Origin of the sequence: Streptomyces sp. NBC_00057 (assembly GCF_045041165.1) — a bacterium.
Classification (GTDB): Bacteria; Actinomycetota; Actinomycetes; order Streptomycetales; family Streptomycetaceae; genus Streptomyces.
On sequence record NZ_CP108256.1, the window covers coordinates 8512967 to 8530519 of the forward strand.

Annotated in this window: 12 protein-coding genes and 5 pseudogenes; 5 read left to right on the forward strand and 12 right to left on the reverse strand. The window is 66.9% G+C overall.

Annotated features, from left to right (window positions below; translation table 11 throughout):
• Positions 1 to 191 precede the first annotated feature (191 nt).
• Positions 192 to 1676 carry a peptidoglycan D,D-transpeptidase FtsI family protein gene (locus tag OG953_RS40015; RefSeq protein WP_405690739.1) on the forward strand — a complete coding sequence of 495 codons (1485 nt, stop codon included), beginning with the start codon at positions 192 to 194 and terminating at the stop codon, positions 1674 to 1676.
• 345 nt (positions 1677 to 2021) lie between these two features.
• On the opposite strand, the gene OG953_RS40020 is transcribed toward OG953_RS40015, so the two are convergent.
• Together OG953_RS40020 and OG953_RS40025 are read right to left on the reverse strand one after the other, a co-directional pair.
• Positions 2022 to 2432 carry a DUF6042 family protein gene (locus OG953_RS40020; RefSeq protein ID WP_405690741.1) on the reverse strand — a complete coding sequence of 137 codons (411 nt, stop codon included), beginning with the start codon at positions 2430 to 2432 and terminating at the stop codon, positions 2022 to 2024.
• 94 nt (positions 2433 to 2526) lie between these two features.
• Positions 2527 to 2799, reverse strand: a pseudogene (locus OG953_RS40025) (EamA family transporter); the annotation flags it as partial.
• A gap of 96 nt (positions 2800 to 2895) precedes the next feature.
• Here OG953_RS40025 and OG953_RS40030 point away from each other — a divergent pair.
• Positions 2896 to 3714 (forward strand): annotated as a pseudogene (locus OG953_RS40030) (LysR family transcriptional regulator).
• A gap of 625 nt (positions 3715 to 4339) precedes the next feature.
• Positions 4340 to 5749, forward strand: a complete 1410-nt coding sequence (locus tag OG953_RS40035; RefSeq protein ID WP_405690743.1) for an amino acid permease — start codon at positions 4340 to 4342, stop codon at positions 5747 to 5749.
• Positions 5750 to 5874: 125 nt separating this feature from the next.
• Here the strand turns inward: OG953_RS40035 and OG953_RS40040 are convergent, their stop codons facing one another.
• A complete protein-coding gene (locus tag OG953_RS40040; RefSeq protein WP_405690745.1) occupies positions 5875 to 6237 on the reverse strand; it encodes a hypothetical protein in 363 nt (120 codons plus the stop codon).
• Positions 6238 to 6456: 219 nt separating this feature from the next.
• Between OG953_RS40040 and OG953_RS40045 the strand changes: the two genes are divergently transcribed.
• Positions 6457 to 8097, forward strand: coding sequence for a cytochrome bc complex cytochrome b subunit (locus OG953_RS40045; protein ID WP_405690746.1), 1641 nt, complete (start codon positions 6457 to 6459; stop codon positions 8095 to 8097).
• Between the two features lie 9 nt (positions 8098 to 8106).
• On the opposite strand, the gene OG953_RS40050 is transcribed toward OG953_RS40045, so the two are convergent.
• From OG953_RS40050 to OG953_RS40075, 6 genes and pseudogenes are all read right to left on the reverse strand, one after another.
• Entirely contained in the window at positions 8107 to 8496 is a 390-nt protein-coding gene (locus OG953_RS40050; protein WP_405690748.1) for a cytochrome c oxidase subunit 4, read from the reverse strand.
• On the reverse strand, positions 8493 to 10136 hold the full coding sequence (gene ctaD / locus OG953_RS40055; RefSeq protein ID WP_405692348.1) for a cytochrome c oxidase subunit I: 1644 nt from the start codon (positions 10134 to 10136) through the stop codon (positions 8493 to 8495). The genes OG953_RS40050 and ctaD overlap by 4 nt, the downstream gene beginning before the upstream one ends.
• Before the next feature lie 242 nt (positions 10137 to 10378).
• Positions 10379 to 11089, reverse strand: coding sequence for a hypothetical protein (locus OG953_RS40060; RefSeq protein WP_405692350.1), 711 nt, complete (start codon positions 11087 to 11089; stop codon positions 10379 to 10381).
• Positions 11090 to 11761: 672 nt separating this feature from the next.
• Positions 11762 to 11884 carry a hypothetical protein gene (locus tag OG953_RS40065; RefSeq protein ID WP_405690750.1) on the reverse strand — a complete coding sequence of 41 codons (123 nt, stop codon included), beginning with the start codon at positions 11882 to 11884 and terminating at the stop codon, positions 11762 to 11764.
• A 13-nt stretch (positions 11885 to 11897) separates the two neighbouring features.
• Positions 11898 to 12158 (reverse strand): hypothetical protein, encoded by a 261-nt coding sequence (locus tag OG953_RS40070; RefSeq protein ID WP_405690751.1) that lies wholly within the window; start codon positions 12156 to 12158, stop codon positions 11898 to 11900.
• Between the two features lie 272 nt (positions 12159 to 12430).
• Positions 12431 to 13174 (reverse strand): annotated as a pseudogene (locus OG953_RS40075) (ISAzo13-like element transposase-related protein); the annotation flags it as partial.
• Positions 13175 to 13248: 74 nt separating this feature from the next.
• On the opposite strand from OG953_RS40075, the pseudogene OG953_RS40080 reads away from it, so the two are divergent.
• Positions 13249 to 14113 (forward strand): annotated as a pseudogene (locus OG953_RS40080) (IS982 family transposase).
• A gap of 219 nt (positions 14114 to 14332) precedes the next feature.
• On the opposite strand, the gene OG953_RS40085 reads toward OG953_RS40080, so the two are convergent.
• From OG953_RS40085 to OG953_RS40095, 3 genes and pseudogenes are all read right to left on the reverse strand, one after another.
• The gene (locus OG953_RS40085) at positions 14333 to 15571 is read right to left on the reverse strand and encodes an IS4 family transposase (protein ID WP_405690752.1); all 1239 of its coding nucleotides are present in this window, start codon (positions 15569 to 15571) and stop codon (positions 14333 to 14335) included.
• Between the two features lie 64 nt (positions 15572 to 15635).
• Positions 15636 to 16593, reverse strand: a pseudogene (locus tag OG953_RS40090) (ISAzo13 family transposase); the annotation flags it as partial.
• 512 nt (positions 16594 to 17105) lie between these two features.
• Positions 17106 to 17291 (reverse strand): DUF6381 family protein, encoded by a 186-nt coding sequence (locus tag OG953_RS40095; RefSeq protein WP_405690755.1) that lies wholly within the window; start codon positions 17289 to 17291, stop codon positions 17106 to 17108.
• Between the last annotated feature and the right edge of the window lie 262 nt (positions 17292 to 17553).

Genomic DNA, 17553 nt, shown 5'->3' on the forward strand with positions numbered 1-17553 from the left:
TCTCGCTCATCGGTATGGACACCCTCGGCCGACCAGAATCACCGTCACCTCGACGAACAGGGTTTCCGCACGGAGAACTCCCAATGGTTCGGTCCACGGGCAGGAGCAGCGAAGGTGCCTTGGCGCAACCATACGGTCCGCAGGTGCATCTCCATTGTTGAAGATCGAATGGTTCGGGAAGCGAGAGAACGATGAACAGGCCGTTGCGGCATATAGCCGTCTTCTGTGGACTGCTGGTGCTGGCTTTGCTGCTCCGGGCGAACTGGCTCCAGTATTTCCAGAGCGATGCTCTTGCCACTGACGAGCACAATCGACGGGTGAAGATCGCTCAGTTCGCCACCCCGCGCGGCGACATCATCGTGGGTGGTGACCCGATCACCGGTTCGAAGGCGGTCTCCGGCACGGACTTCAAGTACCAGCGGACCTTCAAGCAGGGCGCGATGTACGCTCCGGTAACCGGGTACGCCTCACAGGCACAGGGCATGTCCCTGCTGGAGAAGACGTACGACAGCGTGCTCAGCGGCCAGGACGACCGGTTCGCCTTCCGGCACGCCAAAGACATTCTCACCGGCGAGCAGCGCCGCGGCGGCGATGTGATCACCACGATCGACCCGAAGGCGCAGAAGGCGGGCTACAAGGGGCTGACCGATCTCGGCGCCCGCGGCGCGGTCGTGGCCCTTGACCCGCGTACCGGAAAGGTACTCGCGCTGGTCTCCACCCCTTCCTACGACCCGTCCGTCTTCGCCGGGAATTCCTTCAAGGAGGGCGACAGATTCCAGGACCTCGTCGACGACAAGAGCAAGCCCCTGGCCAACCGCCCGCTGCGCGAGACCTTCCCGCCCGGCTCGACGTTCAAGATCCTCACTGCGGCCGCCGCTCTGGAGAACGGTGTGGTCACCGACGTCGACGCGGCGTCCGACGCCGTTTCCCCGTACCCTCTGCCACTCTCCTCGAACAAGATCAGCAGTGAAGCCGGCGACGCGGTCTGCAACAAGGCGTCCATGAAGACCGCCATGCAGTATTCCTGCAACAACGTCTTCCTCGACGCGGCCTCCAAGGTCGGCGCGGACAAGATGCGCGAGACAGCGGAGAAATTCGGCTTCAACGCCGACATCTACTCCGACGAGTTCGGCGACATGCTCGCCACCAAAAGCCTCTATCCGAGCCAACTGGACAAGCCGGGGACCGCGTTGACGGGCATGGGCCAGGGCAGCCTCACCAGCACCCCGATGCAGATGGCCATGGTGACCGCTGCTCTCGCCAACGACGGCAAGCTGATGCAGCCGTACATCGTCGAAGAGCTGCGCGGCCCCGACCTGTCGACCCTGGAGAAGCCCGAACCGAAGCTCAAGAGCCAGGCCGTCTCTGAGGAGATGGCGAAGAAGGTCCAGGAAATGATGGAGTTCACCGCCCAGGAGGGCAGCGCCCAACGGGCCCTGATCGATGGCGTCACGGTCGGTGGCAAGACCGGCACGGCGCAGCGCGGTGTGAATGTGAATGACGAGGTGCCGTACGGCTGGTTCGTCTCGTACGGCAAGAAGGCCGACGGCGCGTCGGTGGCGGTTGCGGTCTTCATCGACCCGACGGACATGGACATCTCCCGCTCGGACATCTCGGGCGGACGGTTGGGCGGACCGATCGCGAAGCGTGTGATGCAAGCAGTGCTGGGAAGCTGAGGGATCAGCTCATTTGATGAGCCTGCGGCCTGAACCGCAGGACAGAACCAGGGCTTTGTCAGGTGTATGGCCGGGTTGTGATTCCGGTGGTTCGCTGCGGGTATGTGGGCGGATGGACCAGCCATCATGGATGGTCGGCGCAAGCCGATGAGGCCGATGGCCGAACGGCCTGAGGCTGATCATCAGCGATGGCAGCAGTTCATGACCACCGCGGTTGTCGGGCGGAACGGCTGGAGCAAGTCCTCGCTGCTCGGCGTGATGGCTGGTGTGGGCGGGGATGCGGCACCAATACGGGCCTCACGTACATCGATGCCCGTGCATGCGCCCCTGCGACCGGCCGGTTCATCAGCGCCGACCCATCGCTTCGCTGTCGACCGACGCAGGATCCATGGACGCCCGGATCAGATCCGCCACCGGCTGATGTGAAAGCTGCACCCACCCACGCATGCCCGCGCCGTGGGCACGCGGGGCCGGAACGGAGGAGTCGTCTTCGTGAGCGGCTTCGAAGCGCATCCGGCGCTGGATGGCAGCTTCATCCTCGGCCAGCGGGAAGACGTCGGCGGGCGCGGGCAAGGGGTGCGCAGGGTGCAGGCGCAGCACACCGTCCCTGCCGGGGATCTCGTGGATGACCTCGGCCGCTACCAAGAGTGTGATCACGCCGTCGTTGGTTTGGAGTGGAGGCAGTCCGTAGTGCGCGGCATATCGGGCTGCGTCGGCCATCTGCCGGGGTACTTCGGCCTGCTCGTCCTCGTCCAAAATCGAGGGTCCTCCCAACAGGAGAGGCTCAGATCCCCGTCCGGGTTTGACGAACTGCATACAAACCGCGTCATGTCCTTCCTGGCGAGACGGGCAGCGTTAGGTTCATGGCGGCGAACACCGCTGCCAGGCCCAGCACAGGCCGCCATTGCGCGGTGGTGAATGACCGCAGCTTCGGCCGGCCCGCGCCCAGCAGCACTGCGGCGGCCACCCACTGGCGCACCGCCACAACGCCTACCGGTCCCAGGACCGGGAAGGCGAGGGCGGCCACCGACGCTCCGACCTGATTGGACAGGCCGCTGCCCAGCATCAGGGCGATCCCGGACGGCCGGGGCGGGGCCATCGGCGGTGCGGCCCCGGCTGTCATTTCCGTACGAGCATCGGTTGCCATGACACGACCATCCGCCACGACGATGCACACGCAAAATGCATCCGATGCACCATCTATACACTTGACGCATGGATGGTCGTACGGAGCTTGAGCTGCGGCCTGCGCTGCCTGGTCACCATCGTCGACACAGGCGGCTTCACCGATGCAGCGATCGAACTCGGTGTCTCCCAGGCCGCGGTCTCCCGCACCCTGATTGTGCTGGAGCGAATCCTCGGCGTACGGCTGCTGCACCGCACCAGCCGTACCGTCACCCCTACCACCGCCGGCGTACAGGTACTCGCCGGCGCGCGTCCCCTGCTCGCCGACGCCGATGAACTGGTGCGCCTGGCCACCACTGGCCACACCCGCCTGCGCGTCGGCCACGCATGGTCGGCAATGGGCCGCCACACCACCGAGTTCCAGCGGCGCTGGCACGACCGCCGCCCCGATGTCGAACTGCACCTCTCCGCCACAACACCCCCACCGGTGGTCTGGCCGAGGGCCTGTGCGACCTGGCCGTTGTCCGCACCGCCATCGACGCCCGCCGTTATGCCCACGCCTTTGTCGGCCAGGAGCGTCGCAGTGTCCGGCTGGAGGAAATCCGCGAGCGCACCCTCGTCGTCGACCGCCGCACCGGCACAACCACCCTGGACCTGTGGCCCGAAGGTTTCCTCCCCGCCGTGGAGTACACCCAGGACATCGACGGCTGTGGCCGCCATCGCCACCGGCCGCTGCGTCGGCGTCACTCCACAGGCCACCGCCACCCAGTACCGCCGTGACGGCATCGCCTACCGGCCCCTGCGTGACGCCGACCCCGTTCCCGTCCACTTCATCTGGCGCCGGCATGACCCCCACGCCGCTACTCACGCCGCCGTCGCCCTGCTCTTTGACCTCTACCGTGAAGACGCCTGACACGGACCCTCGAAACGGTTCGGCTGGGGCGGCACGTCCGGAGTCACCGCCGGAGGCCCGAGAGTCGGCTGCCGGTCGTCCCCAGGGGCTGGAACGCTGCAGGCGCCTTGCCCAGGGAACGCAGGTCGGTGGCAGGTGACGCCAGTGCCTCGGCGGCTACGGAATGCGGCGCTCGATCAGCGTGTGCGCCGATCGCAACTCCTCGGGGCGGTTCATTCCGGCGTCGGTCACGAGCACATCCCTGCCACGTCCAGAAGCCGAGGAAGCCGCTGTCGGATTCCTCGTCTCGCAGGACGAAATCGTCGTCGGCGCAGGGCCTTCCGGGCCCGTCAGGAGGGTGATTGCCGGTCCCAGTGGTCGCTGGAGCCTTTGAGCCTGTGGAGAAGGATGCGCGGTCGCACGGGCTCAGTTCCGTCCGATTTTCGGTCGCGGCCTGTATCGCGGTGAAAATTCACAGGTGATTTGTTGTGCGGTGTCCGATATCCGAGCATGGAAGCCTCCCCCGGCGGTTCCCGCAGCAGGCATGCGCCCGCACGCTGGGCCGCCACTGCACGGACCGGGGGCCGTGGCGCTGCCTCGCGGGGCAGGCGACGGTACCCAGCACGATGAAAGGCGCACCATCCCCATGCACGACACCGGAACCGTCTCGCAATCGGCTCCGGCCCCGACCCCAGGACCCGACTCCGCCCGGACGGGGCACCTTCCGTCCCCGGGGCGGGAAGGGGACAACCGGCACACCCGGCGCTTCGGGCTTCCGGTCGCCACCGCACTGGTCATGGGCAACATCATCGGCGGCGGCATCTTCCTGCTCCCCGTGTCCGTCGCCCCGTACGGCACCATCAGCCTCGTCGCCTTCGGCGTACTCACCATCGGCGCCATCGCGCTCGCGCTCGTTTTCGGGCGGCTCGCGCAGCGCGACCCGCGCACCGGCGGGCCGTACGTCTACGTGCGCGAGGCCTTCGGCGATTTCGCGGGCTTCCTGGCCGCCTGGTCGTACTGGATCACCTCCTGGGTGAGCAATGCGGCGCTCGCCGTCACCGCCGTGGGCTACCTGGACGTGCTGTTGCCCCTGCACGACTCGCCGTGGCTGATGATGACTGCCGCACTCGTCGTGCAGTGGCTTCCGGCTCTCGCCAACCTCGCCGGGACCCGTTACGTCGGCGCGGTGCAGCTCGTCTCCACCGTGCTGAAGTTCGTGCCTCTGCTGCTGGTCGCGATCGGCGGGCTGTTCTTCTTCGACCCGGACAACCTCGGTCCTTTCCAGGCCACGGAAGGTGGCGCTCTCGGCGCGGTCTCCGCGTCCGCCGCGATCCTGCTGTTCAGCTACCTCGGTGTCGAGTCGGCGGCGGTCAGCGCGGGCGAGGTGCGCAATCCGCGGCGCAACGTCGGACGGGCGACCGTCCTCGGCACTCTTGGTGCGGCGCTGGTGTACCTGCTGGGCACCCTCGCCGTCTTCGGTACCGTCGCGCACGACAAGCTGCTCACCTCCAGCGCCCCCTTCACCGACGCCGTCAATGCCATGTTCGGCGGCACATGGGGCGGCGCGGCGGTCGCCTGCGCGGCGCTGGTGTCGATCGTGGGCGCGCTCAACGGCTGGACGCTGCTCAGCGCCCAGACCGCGTACGCCGCCGCCCGCGACGGGCTGTTCCCGGCACGCTTCGCGGTGAAGCGGCGGGGAGTGCCCACCTTCGGTGTGATCGTCACGGTCGTCCTCGCCTCGTTGCTGACCGTTTACAACTACATGGCCGGGACGGCCCGGGTATTCGAGATCCTGGTGCTGGTGACGACCTTCACCGCGACCGTTCCGTACCTCCTGGCGACGGCGGCCCAGCTGTACTTCCTCGTCTCGGGACAGCGCGACCGGGTCCGCCCGGCTCGCCTCGCCCGTGATGCAGTGCTCGCGCTGGCCGCCTTTGGTTTCTCCATGTGGCTCCTGGCGGGCTCCGGCTACGCAGCCGTCTACCAGGGCGTGCTGTTTCTCTTCGCGGGTGTTCTGGTCTACGCATGGATGTCGGCCCGCAAGGCGCGCGCCTGACGCCTCGGCGGGGGACTGGTCAGCCGGCCGCCCAGGTGGGCGTTGGAGTGCCTGTGCTCGACGTGCTGGCAGGTCATCAGGCGCGGTCCTTCACAGCCGCATGCGGGCTTGCCCCGCGTGACCGCTCAGACCGGACGCTCCCAGCGGTGGATGGGGCTGTTGTGCAGGATGAGCTCGGACAGCTCTGGGATGTCTCCGCTCCACCGCCTCCGCCGTACCTCCTCGTCGCAGATCGGCAGCAGTGTCGGGTGGTAGGGGAGTACCGGACGTTCGCCACCGGTCAGCAAGTCGGTGTGAACACGGCCAGCCCCGAACAGCCGCTCGACCTTGGTGCTCGTCAGCGCGAGGTTGACGTCGGCCCGATGCTCGTCGACCCGGTACAAGACGCGAATTTCGCCGAAGGCTTGGGCCGGGCAGCCGGCTTCCTTGCGTATGGCGCGCGGTTCGGTGCACCGCAGGTCCGCGGCGACGACGCGAGCCATCTTCATTACGTGCAGGGCGGCCGTGCAGTCGCCGCGCCGACGGACCGCGGCCTGGCGCCCCGACGCACCAGCCCGGCCCCACCCTGCACGTCAGGACCAGGTCGGCCGATCAGGTGCCGATCCCGCGATTCTGCGTAGTCCCTTCGAGTAATGCGTTACCCATAAAGGGCGAACCGGAACAATAGGGGGCGGGGGGTGGAAGGAAGATCGACGGGAGAGTGGTGCATGCCCCTGCGGAGGCGTAAGGCGCAGTTGAAGGCCCGGGCCGGGCAGGCGGCGGTCAGTGGATACGGTGCGGTGGATGCGCGCCTGCCCGTCAGCGAGCTGGCCAGGCAGTTGCTGCGCAAGGCCTTTCCCGACCACTGGTCTTTTCTCCTCGGCGAGATCGCCCTCTACTCCTTTGTGGTCCTGCTCCTCACCGGCGTGTACCTCACCCTGTTCTTCGACCCGAGCATGATGGAGAGCGTCTACACCGGTTCCTATGTGCCCCTTCAGGGCGTGAGGATGACGCAGGCCTACACCACCACCCTCGACATCAGCTTCGCCGTGCGCGGAGGCCTGCTGATCCGTCAGATCCACCACTGGGCGGCACTGGCGTTCGTCGCCGCGATCGCCGTCCATATGCTGCGCATCTTCTTCACCGGCGCCTTCCGTAAACCGCGGGAGGCCAACTGGATCGTGGGCGTGACACTGCTCGTACTCGCGCTCCTCGAAGGATTCGCGGGCTACTCGCTGCCCGACGACCTGCTGTCCGGTACGGGCCTGAGGACGGCGGCCACCATTGTGGGGTCGATCCCTGTCGTCGGAACGTACTTGGAGCTGTTCGTCTTCGGCGGACTGTTCCCGGGTGATGACGTGATCCCCCGTCTGTATCCCGTGCATGTCCTGCTCGTGCCCGGCCTGATCGTGGCACTGATCACCGCTCATCTCATCCTGGTGGTCTACCTCAAACACACCCACTGGGCGGGTCAGGGGAAGACCAACGAGAACGCCGTCGGCTCACCGGCGTTCCCTCACTTCACCGCGAAGACCACAGGTTTCTTCCTCATGGTGTTCGGCGTACTGACCTTGCTGGGCGCGCTCGCCCAGATCAACCCCGTATGGAACTACGGCCCCTACCGCGCCGACCAGGTTTCCGGAAATGCACAGCCGGACTGGTACGTCGGGTTCCTGGAGGGCGCGCTCCGACTGATGCCGCCATGGGAGACAGACATCGCGGGCCACACCATCATGTGGAATGTTTTCATTCCGGCGATCGTGCTGCCAGGTGTGGTCTTCACAGTGCTGTTCCTCTATCCCTTCTTCGAGAAATGGGTGACGGGCGACCGCAGGGAACACCATCTGTGCGACCGGCCGCGCAACCGGCCGACCCGTACGGGGCTCGGCGCGGCGGCCATCGTCTTTTACGCCGTTCTCCTGGTCGCCGGCGGCAACGACGTCGTCGCCTTCTCGTTCAGGGTTTCGGTCGAGGCCATGACCTGGATTCTCAGAACGGCGCTGATCGCCGGCCCGCTCCTGGCTTTCGCACTGACCAAACGCCTCTGCCTCGCCCTTCAGATGCGGGACCGCCGCCGACTGACCGAGGGCGAGGAGACCGGCCAGGTGACCCAGTCGCTGAACGGCGACCTCTCGGAGAGCCACCGCGGTCTGAGCCCGACAGCCCGCTACCGCATCCTGATGCGTGATGTCCCGACGCCCCTGGAGCTTCCCGCAAAGGGCCCGATCTCGCCTCGGCGACGGCTTCGGTCCGTACTGAGCGGCTGGTACTACGGGGACCGCGTGGAACTGCCCGCCACGGACGAGCAACGGTCCCGGATCGCCGAGCGGACCGCGCCGCCGGAGCCGGTCCGCGAGCCCGAGGACTGAGAACCGTCCTCAGCCCTGGGCACGCGCGTATTGGAAGACCATTCCGAACACCCCTGCCAGGACCACGCCCAGCCCGATCAGGAAGAGCCACAGACCGAACACCACACCGAGAGCGAGCAGGGCCATCCCCGCGGCTGTCAGCGACGGCCAGATGCTGTACGGAGGAAAGAAGTCCACCGGACCGGACCGCTCATGGATGTGTCCGTCCCCGCGGTCCTCGGGGCGCAGTCCCTTCCTCCGGTAGTTGGTGGCGAAGAAGAATGTGACCAGCAACGCCATGAGGAACGAGACGGTGAGAGCCGCCGTGCCTGTCGGATCCCGGGACCACACGGCGTAGAGAACATCGGTCACGAGAAAGAACCCCGCGACCCCGGCGAAGAGAATGGCCTCGGTCTTCATTCGCCCGACTCCTCTTCGGCGCCCGATGCGGAGTGGGCCCCGCCTCGGCCGAGGCCCGGCTTCTGTTTCTCCGGCATGAGGGGGTGGTGCAGGTCGAAAGCCGGCGAGTCGGAACGTACGCGGGGCAAAGCCCGGAAATTGTGCCTCGGGGGTGGACAGGAAGTCGCCCACTCCAGGGAACGGCCGAACCCCCACGGGTCGTCCACCTCGACCTTCGGCGCGTAACGGCTGGTGTGCCACACGTTGTACAGGAATGGCAGTGTCGACAGGCCCAGCAGAAAGGAGCCGAAGGACGAGATCGTGTTGAGCAAGGTGAAGCCGTCCGCCGCGAGATAGTCGGCGTAACGCCGGGGCATTCCGGCCTCACCCAGCCAGTGCTGGACCAGGAAGGTCAGCTGAAAGCCGACGAACAAGGTCCAGAAATGGATACGTCCGATGCGTTCATCCAGCATGCGCCCGGTCAACTTGGGCCACCAGAAATAGAAGCCGCCGAACATCGCGAAGACCACTGTTCCGAAGAGCACGTAATGGAGGTGGGCGACGATGAAGTACGAATCGGTGAGATGGAAGTCCAGCGGGGGTGAGGCGATCAGCACTCCACTGAGGCCGCCGAGGAGAAAAGTCACGAGGAAGCCGATCGCCCAGAGCATGGGTGTCTCGAACGAGATACTGCCGTGCCACATGGTGCCGATCCAGTTGAAGAACTTGACGCCGGTGGGTACGGCGATGATGAACGACATGGCGGAGAAGAAGGGCAGGAGAACGGCTCCCGTCGCGAACATGTGGTGGGCCCAGACAACCGCCGAGAGCATGGTGATGCTGATCGTGGCCATCACCATTCCGAAATACCCGAACATCGGCTTCCGGCTGAACACGGGAATGATCTCGCTCACCACTCCGAAGAAGGGCAACGCGACAATGTAGACCTCGGGATGGCCGAAGAACCAGAACAGGTGCTGCCACAGCAGCGCCCCGCCATTCGCGGAGTCGAAAACATGCGCCCCGAACTTCCGGTCGGCCTCGAGGGCGAGCAGGGTGGCAGCAAGCACCGGAAACGCGAGCAGCGCGAGGATCGAGGTGAACAGAACGTTCCACGTGAAGATCGGCATCCGGAACATGGTCATACCCGGCGCACGCAGACAGACGATCGTAGTGATGAAATTGACCGATGCCAGGGTCGTACTGATTCCCGACAGCACCAGGCCCATGGTCCAGAGGTCTCCGCCGGCGCCGGGCGAGAAGACGGCGCTGTTCAGCGGAGCGTAGGCGAACCAGCCGAAGTGCGCCGCGCCGCCGGGCACCACGAATCCGGACACCACGATGATTCCGCCGAAGAGGAAGAGCCAGTAGGTGAGCGCGTTGAGGCGGGGGAAGGCGACGTCGGGCGCGCCGATCTGAAGCGGCATGATGGCGTTCGCGAAGCCGCCGAACATCGGCGTGGCGAACAGCAGCATCATGATGGTGCCGTGGATGGTGAACAGCTGGTTGTACTGTTCCGCGCTGACGATCTGGAGTCCTGGCCGGGCCAGCTCCGCTCGCATGAGCATGGCCAGCACTCCGGCCAGCAGGAAGAACCCGAACGCGGTGACCATGTAGAGATTGCCGATGACCTTGTGGTCCGTGGTCGTCAGCCAGCCCATGAGCCTCACACCGGCATTGATGCGCTTGTTGGCCACCGGCTCGGCCGACGCGGCTTCCTGCAGGTCCTGTGCCATCGGTTCTCCGTCCCTCCCGGTTGACTCGATGGTGGAGCCTGCCACCATGGACGGCCCGTACGACTGGCGGTGACACCTCGAATTTCACCAGTTCACCGGTGCTCCGATCGGGTGTCCCAGGGGCCCGCCGCGTCCAGGATTCCCGGCGGTCATGAGTCGGACCGTCGTCACGTCCGGTGCGAGCGCCGGGGCGGACCGGGTGACGGCGCGTCTGTTCGGGCGGGAATGCGCGACTGAGCCCTGGCAGCGGACCAGCTGTTCTGGCCCCGCGGCCGGTCCGCGAACCGGCCGGTACGGAGGAGGGAAAGGCGACTGGCCCGTACCGCAATCGCTGCACAGGACCATCGCAGCGAGCACGGACGGACCACTGAGGCGCCGACAGAGGGGACGCGCTCGTGGTCGTGCCCACCGCCGCCCGCAGGTACCCGTCGGGTGTGAACGGCAGGGTGGTACCCCTGGAGGTACGACCGTTGGCGAGGTCGAGGTTGGTCGGCAGTGCGTACCAGCCGTCGGTGGCGGCTTGCGCGTCGAGTGCTTGCTGGTCGAAGTGCGACGTAAAAAAGGGCTTGCCGGTGGCGGGGCCGTGGTGATCCGGCTGTCCACCCCGCTGCTGGCCACGCAGCAAGCCGGCTTCGTCGCCAGGCGCAGCTGGTTCTTGCTGCCGGGCCGTCGAGAAGGTGCCCGACCTGAGCATGCCTGCGCCTGGGTCTCCTGGGACACACACGCCGGAGACCACGACGTCGAGCAGGTGGCCGGCCGTCGCTCCGTTTCCGCCCCTGCTCAGTGGCGGCCGCGACTCCGTTGGCCAGGTCGAGGAGGTCGGGGATCGTGACGTCGTTCCTGGCCGTACCCAACTGCTGTGCCCGGCGGAGGAGGATTCTACCCGCCGCATGTCACTGATCGTGGCGCGCTTCGACGTGGCGTCCGGGCTCGACAGGTTCTTCGGACAACACCACGGTCGGCCCGCGGAATGACTTGCTGTGCAGCACCGTCGCCCGCAGCAATGACTCCAGGGCCGGCCCGGGTTGGAGTTCGGTCGATGCGTTGTGCACCCGCGCCCACAGGGCTTGGACTCGCTCGTCCGGCACCACCTCGGCCAGTGCCCGACGCCTACCAGGATGAGCAACGTCTGGCCAGAGCACAGCACTCGGCTCAGCTGTATCGAGTTACGCCACCCCGCACAGGCAGGGTGTCGTAGGCGGCCCCCGGGCCGACGGTTCCCCGAGCGATCCCGGCGCACAGGATCGCTTTCAGGACCGTCTCTCGGCCGCCCCGAAAGCCGTCGTATCGCGCACGGAGCCAGCCGGATAATGTGAGCATCCGGGCAGTGACGGTACAACGACAAGGGGGGCGGGACCAGTGGCCGACGGTGCGGCAGGGACAGGAACACTCCGGTGTCGCGGCGTGTGTCCGATGCGGGCGTCCGGTCGTTCCGGGTGCCGCTGCGTCGAGGGACGGCACTGAGCGCCGAAGGCCCTCGCCCGTCCGGCGTCGCGCCGGATGCGGCAGAGGCATCCCTGCTCACGTTCCTCGGCCTGGAGCCCTGCAGGCTACTGAACTTGAATTCGTGATGTCGGTCGCAGCATGTTGAGCTTGCGCTTCACGGCCCGGGCGATCTGGCTGAGGTCGACGGCGGCGAGGTTGCCGAATTCGCGCTTGACCAGGGACCACACGCTTTCCTGCGCTTCAGGCCGGGTGCATAGGTGGGCAGCTGGAACACCGTGAGCCAGTCGGCTTCGCGGCGATGAACTTGCGCAGGGGTGCGGTCAGGTGAATACGCACGTTGTCCCAGACCAGCACGATCGGCCCGCCGAGCTGGATGCGGGCGCGCACCAGCAGGTCTCGGAAGTCTCGTCGGCCGAAGTCCTTCGGCTGGTCCTTGCGTCCGCCGTACTCGCGGACCGAGTAGATCAGGCGGGACCGCTCGCCCGGTTTGTGGCAGGTCATGCCCACCATCGAGACCCTGCCCGAGCGGCACGCGGCGTTGTGATCGACTGCATAGACGATGCCCCGCAAGGCCGCACGGTCGCACGCCGGCTTCCGCCCGGGAAACCGTTGCAGCCGAGGCGGGCGAGCCGGGAGCAAGGGCACCACCCGCTCCCACAGGTCGTCAGACACAAGATCAACGGACGTCCGGCAGACCCTGCTCCGTCTCGCATCACCTACCAAGCCGACACAACAAACTCAATCTGAAACGATCAGTTAGGGCCCGTAAAGAATCAACACGTTGGTTTGGTCCCTGTCGTAAGGATCGCGCCGTGTGCGGTGGCGTGGACGAGGAGTCCTGCCAGGGTGCTGAGGTGTGCTGCTGGGGGCTGGGGTGTGTGCGTGTGCTGGTCCATCAGTCGTCGGATCTCGCTGGTGGTGTGGCGGATGGTGTCCTTGCTGACGTCGAAGAGGTGGGCCAGCACGGTAGGCGGCAGAGCGAGGTTTTGTTGCAGCACGGTGGCCAGGACCCGGTCGGCCAGGTCGAGTTTGGCTTTGCGGCCGCCGCCCGGGGCCCGGCGCCGGGTGCCGCCGTCGCGTCGGGTGGCCGGGTCCTGTTTCTGCAGCGCCTGCCAGCCGGGGGTCAGGGTCTCGGTCAGCTCGGTCAGTGCGGTGCAGGTCATGCCGGTCAGCACGGGATGTGACAGAGCACCGCGGTCGAAGACCGCCGCCGGCCCGGGCGTCGGCCTGGTGGGGCCTGCCGGGCTGGCGGGGTGGGGGTGCACGGTGTAGTTCCATTCGCCGTGGAAGGCATGTCCGGTGACCGGCACCGCGTTCAGTTCGGCGTCGCTGACCTTCACACCGGTGGGATAGGTGCCGGTGTCGAGTTCGGCGTGGACGGTGAGACCGGTGCGGGTGGTGGTCGCGGCGATGGACTGCACGACGACCTCGTGGCTGTTCAGCGGTCTGCCGCGCCAGTTCATGGTGATCGCGGAGAACAGCCGATGCTCCACCTTGTTCCACTTCGATGTGCCCGGCCAATGCCGTTGCTAGACGATCGATTCCAAGGGATCGGCTGCGCGCATGGGACGAGGGCGTCCAACGTCAGTGTGTGAAGACAGAGTTGGACACCCTCGCGACCGCACTCTATGTGAAGACCGACGACCTGCTGAAGGCTTCTCCGCATCTCTCGCCATGGCGGCCGGCCGTGGGGATCGCCCCGCAGCTCACCGACGCCGAGCTGGTCACACTGGCGATGATGCAGGCCATGCTCGGCTTCACCTCTGAGGCCAGGTGGCTTCGCCATGCCCGTTTCCACCTGCGGCATCTCTTCCCGTACTTGCCCAAGCAGCCCGGCTACAACAAGCGGCTGCGCAAGAGCGCCGACCTGCTTCGCCGGGTCACCCGCCTGCTGGCCACCGACACCTCCGTGTGGAGCGACGACGTGTGGATCGTGACTCCACACCGGTGGAATGCGGCCGCTCCCGCGAGACGGTCAAACGTTCCGACCTGGCCGGATGGGCCGAGTACGGGTACTGCGCCAGCCACAGCCGCTTCTTCTGGGGCCTGCGGCTGCACCTGGTGTGCACCCTCCAGGGCCTGCCGGTCGTTTTCGCCCTGACCGGGGCCAAGGCCGACGAGCGTGAGACCCTGCTGGACCTCCTCGCTGCCGAACCCGGCCTGGTCGCCGACCGGCCCGCCCAGACGCTGATCGGCGACAAGAACTACTACGGCCGGGCTTCGAACACGAACTGGCCGAGCAGGACATCCGGCTGCTGCGGCGGCCCGCAAAGGCGAGCCGGAACGGCCCGGAGCGCCCCTGTTCAAGCCGTTGCGGCAGGTCATCGAGTCGGTCAACGAGACCTTCAAGGGCCAACTCGATCTCGAACAGCATCCTCGCGCTGACCGCAGCGATCTGGCACAACGACCACACAGGACAGCCCGTCCTGCGCTCACTGACCGCATATGACCACTGACCCCTTGGAATCGATCATCTAGTCACAATACCGGTGTTTTAGGGCTTCACTCGTGGGGTTGGGGCTGTTTTGGTGGGCTCGACGAGGGTGACGACGGGGGTGTCCGGGCGAGGCGGGTTGTTGTGTTCGGTGCGTTTGAGTGCCCAGTTGGACATTTTGCGTTTGATCACTCGCGGGTTGGACCGTAACCGTCGTGGTTCCAGGAGACGTTCGGTGATTTCATGCAGGGTCTGCGTCAGCGCCCTGGTGAGCCGGGAGGGGGGAAAGCCCCGCCTGGCTGGTGGTCTGCCGGCGGACGACGCGCAAGGTGCGGGTGAAGGACATCCGGTCCGGGTCCTCTCTCTCCAGCTGGGCCGCCTGGTGCATGAGGTCGCGCAGCGCGTGATGCACCAGGAGGAACGCGAAGATTTCCTGCTCCACCCCGGCCGGATGCTGGGAGCGCAGGACGAAGCGGGGTCCGCCCAGATGGGTCTTGATCTCATCGAGGGTGGTCTCGATCTCCCAGCGCTCGGCATAGAGCGCGGCCAGTTCCCTGGCCGGTGCGGTGGCCGGGTCCAGGAGCGTGGTGACCAGCCGGTAGACGGTGCCTTCTCCACGTGGGCCCAGGGTGTATTCGATCACGCGGACCGGTGCCGGGTCAGCTCGCCGGTTCTTGTCCCGGGCGGCGACGATCTCCGACAGGTACGAACCATCGGGCAGCGCGGTCACCATGGGCAGGACCGCGTTGCTCCTGACCCGCCACAGCAGGTCCGCGCCGGTCGCCGCGGCGGCCTGCCACAGGTCGAAGCCGAGGAAGCCCCGATCTGCCAGGAGCAGCATTCCCCTGGTCAGCGAGGGGAACAGGCGGCGGGCCAGGACCGTCTCGTGCACCGCCAGCGGCGCGACGTCGGCGGCGAACACGGCATGGGTACCGCACTCGACCAGGGCCACGGCCCTGGCCTGCGGATAGGCACTCCTGCCCTGCCCACGCCCCGTTCCCGGCCGCCCGAAGAAGACGGCGTTCGCCTCCGTATCGGGAAGGTCGAAGGTCGTGCCGTCCACCGATACCAACCGCAGACCCCGAAACCAGGCTCCCATAGTCGCCGGGACCGCCACGGGTCGGCAGACCCGGGCGAACAACGCCTTCACCGGCTCCGCCCCCAGCCGGAGCCGGGCCCGTCCGATCGCCCCGCTGGTGGGCACCCGCCACGTCTTCGACCAGCGGCGTTCCCGTTCCAGGCCCTGGGTGAGAAGCCGTCCGACCTCCTCATATCCCTGCCCCGAGAACAGGCACATCGCCAGCACGAAATACATCACCACCCGTGCGGGAAGCAGGCGCCGACGTTCCTCCGTGCGTCCGCACCCCGCCACCACCTCATCCACCAGCTCCGGCGGAAACGCACGCGTGAGCACTCCCAGAGCGATGCGATCCGAAAACCGATCACTCTCAACTGACTTCAACTGTCCTGGCCTTGGCACACCAACTCAACGAGCCAGCACCTGCAAAGTCACCGGTATTGCATCTAGTCAAGCAACGGCATTGTGTGCCCGGCGGCATGTGGCAGACCGTGATGGCCAGGCCGGTCCGGGCGGCGAACGCGGCCAGCTCGGTCTTGAAGGCCCGGGTGCGGCAGCCGTTGGAGCCGCCGGCATCGGCAGTGATCAGCAGACGTCTGGCCTGCGGGTAGTCGAGGCGTCCTTGCCCGTTCCACCAACGGCGGATCGATTCGACCGCGAAGGCTGCGGTGTCGTGATCCGTACCGACATTCACCCAGCCGGTGTCCGTCGCCAGATCGTAGATGCCATAAGGCAGGGCCTTGCTCAGTGCATCGCCGGGGAAGTCATGGACGTCAACCCGCACGGGTTCACCGGCCGGCCGCCACTGACGTCCCGCATTCTTGAACTCCCCGACGACTTCCTTCTTCTTCGTGTCCACACTGACCACCGGCTCGCCCTCCGCCTGATGGTCCTTGACCTGGTCGTTGATGTACCGGAACTGCGCGTCCCGGTCGGAGTGCTGAGCGCCCTCAAGGGTCTTGGCATTGGCCTGCAGACTGAAACCGTTCTCCCGCAGCAGCCTGTCCACGGTCGGCGCCGACGCGGCATGGCCCTGCCGCGTCAGCTCCCCGGCCAGAGACCGCAGCGACTTGGTCGTCCACCGCAGCGGCGACATCGGATCGCCCCGCTTATCCGGCTCGACCAACGCTGGCAACGCCGGAACGAGCAGCCGGTCAAGCTTCTCGGCGCTCTTGCGACCGCCACCGTCCCGGCGGACCCGGCCATCGGGCAAGTGGGCCCTCACCGCCCTCCAACTCAAAGACGCCCTTCCGTACCGTCGTCTCGCTCACCCCTGCGGCACGCGCGACGGCCCGGACCCCGCCGTGCCCCAGCAGCCGGGCCTCGGCGGCCAGCGCCAGCCGCTGCTGCCGCTCATTCAGATGAGGGAACAACACTACTAATCTCAGGGCAAGTTGGTCACGAACCTCGCTCGGTATGCGCAAACCACACCAACGACAGGGAGGCCGTGAAGCAACGTGTTGATTCTTTACGGGCCCTTACGCCTCCGCCAGCGGCACGCCCGACACATGCCGGAGCCGTCCGGCCGTCCAGGGCGCGCCTCGCTCCGTCACGCTCGGCACGGCAACCGGGCACATCGGCGACGCGCTCCTGTCACACTGGTCGCAGCCCGGCGCCGCTGAGACCGGGCGTGGAAACGCGAAAGGGCCTCGCCCAATAGGCGAGGCCGCTTCGTGTTGCTGAGGCTGGGGCAGTGCGCGTCGCGGTCGACACGGCGGCGCTGGGGGCGGGGCGGCTCACAGTCGGCGCGCAACGTCAGCCTGACCGCTACGCGGTCCCGCTCAAGCGCCGCCCGCTGAAGCCAACGACCGGCACCGTGAAGAGCTGCCTGGCACGCAATGCGGGCGCCCGCAGCGACAACGACACATGGTCCGGCCGGTGCCTCCGACGCTCAGAGTGCTGGAGACCACCGGCCGGCGTGTGCAGCGGGGGCTGGCTACATGGGGTCCACGTTCTGGTTGCCTCCGCGGCTCTCCTTCTCGCTCTGCTCCTGCAGTCGGCGGGCCTGGTCCGTCAGCCGCTTACGCTCCTTCGGGTCCGCGGTGCGCGCGGCCTCGTCCTTCATCTCCTGCGCCTTGGCACGCATCTGCTGGGCACGGCCGGATTCACCTGCAACGCTCATGATCACTCCTGGATCTGTCGGGAAGAGCGGGCCTCATCAGCGAAACAGCGCCCCGACACCCACGCATCTCGAACAGTCACCCACCGCTATCCCCACAGCTCAAGCCCGCTCCGCTCGTGCGCCGGGGCGTGTCTGCCCGTTGCATCCTGTGCCGGCGTCTCCCGACAAACCCTCGGCAGGTGGATTACCCGGTCGCGGTCCGGCCGCCATCGTCGTGGACAGGAAGGCATGACCGAGGTCAGGGTGTCGCGGCATCCGGCCG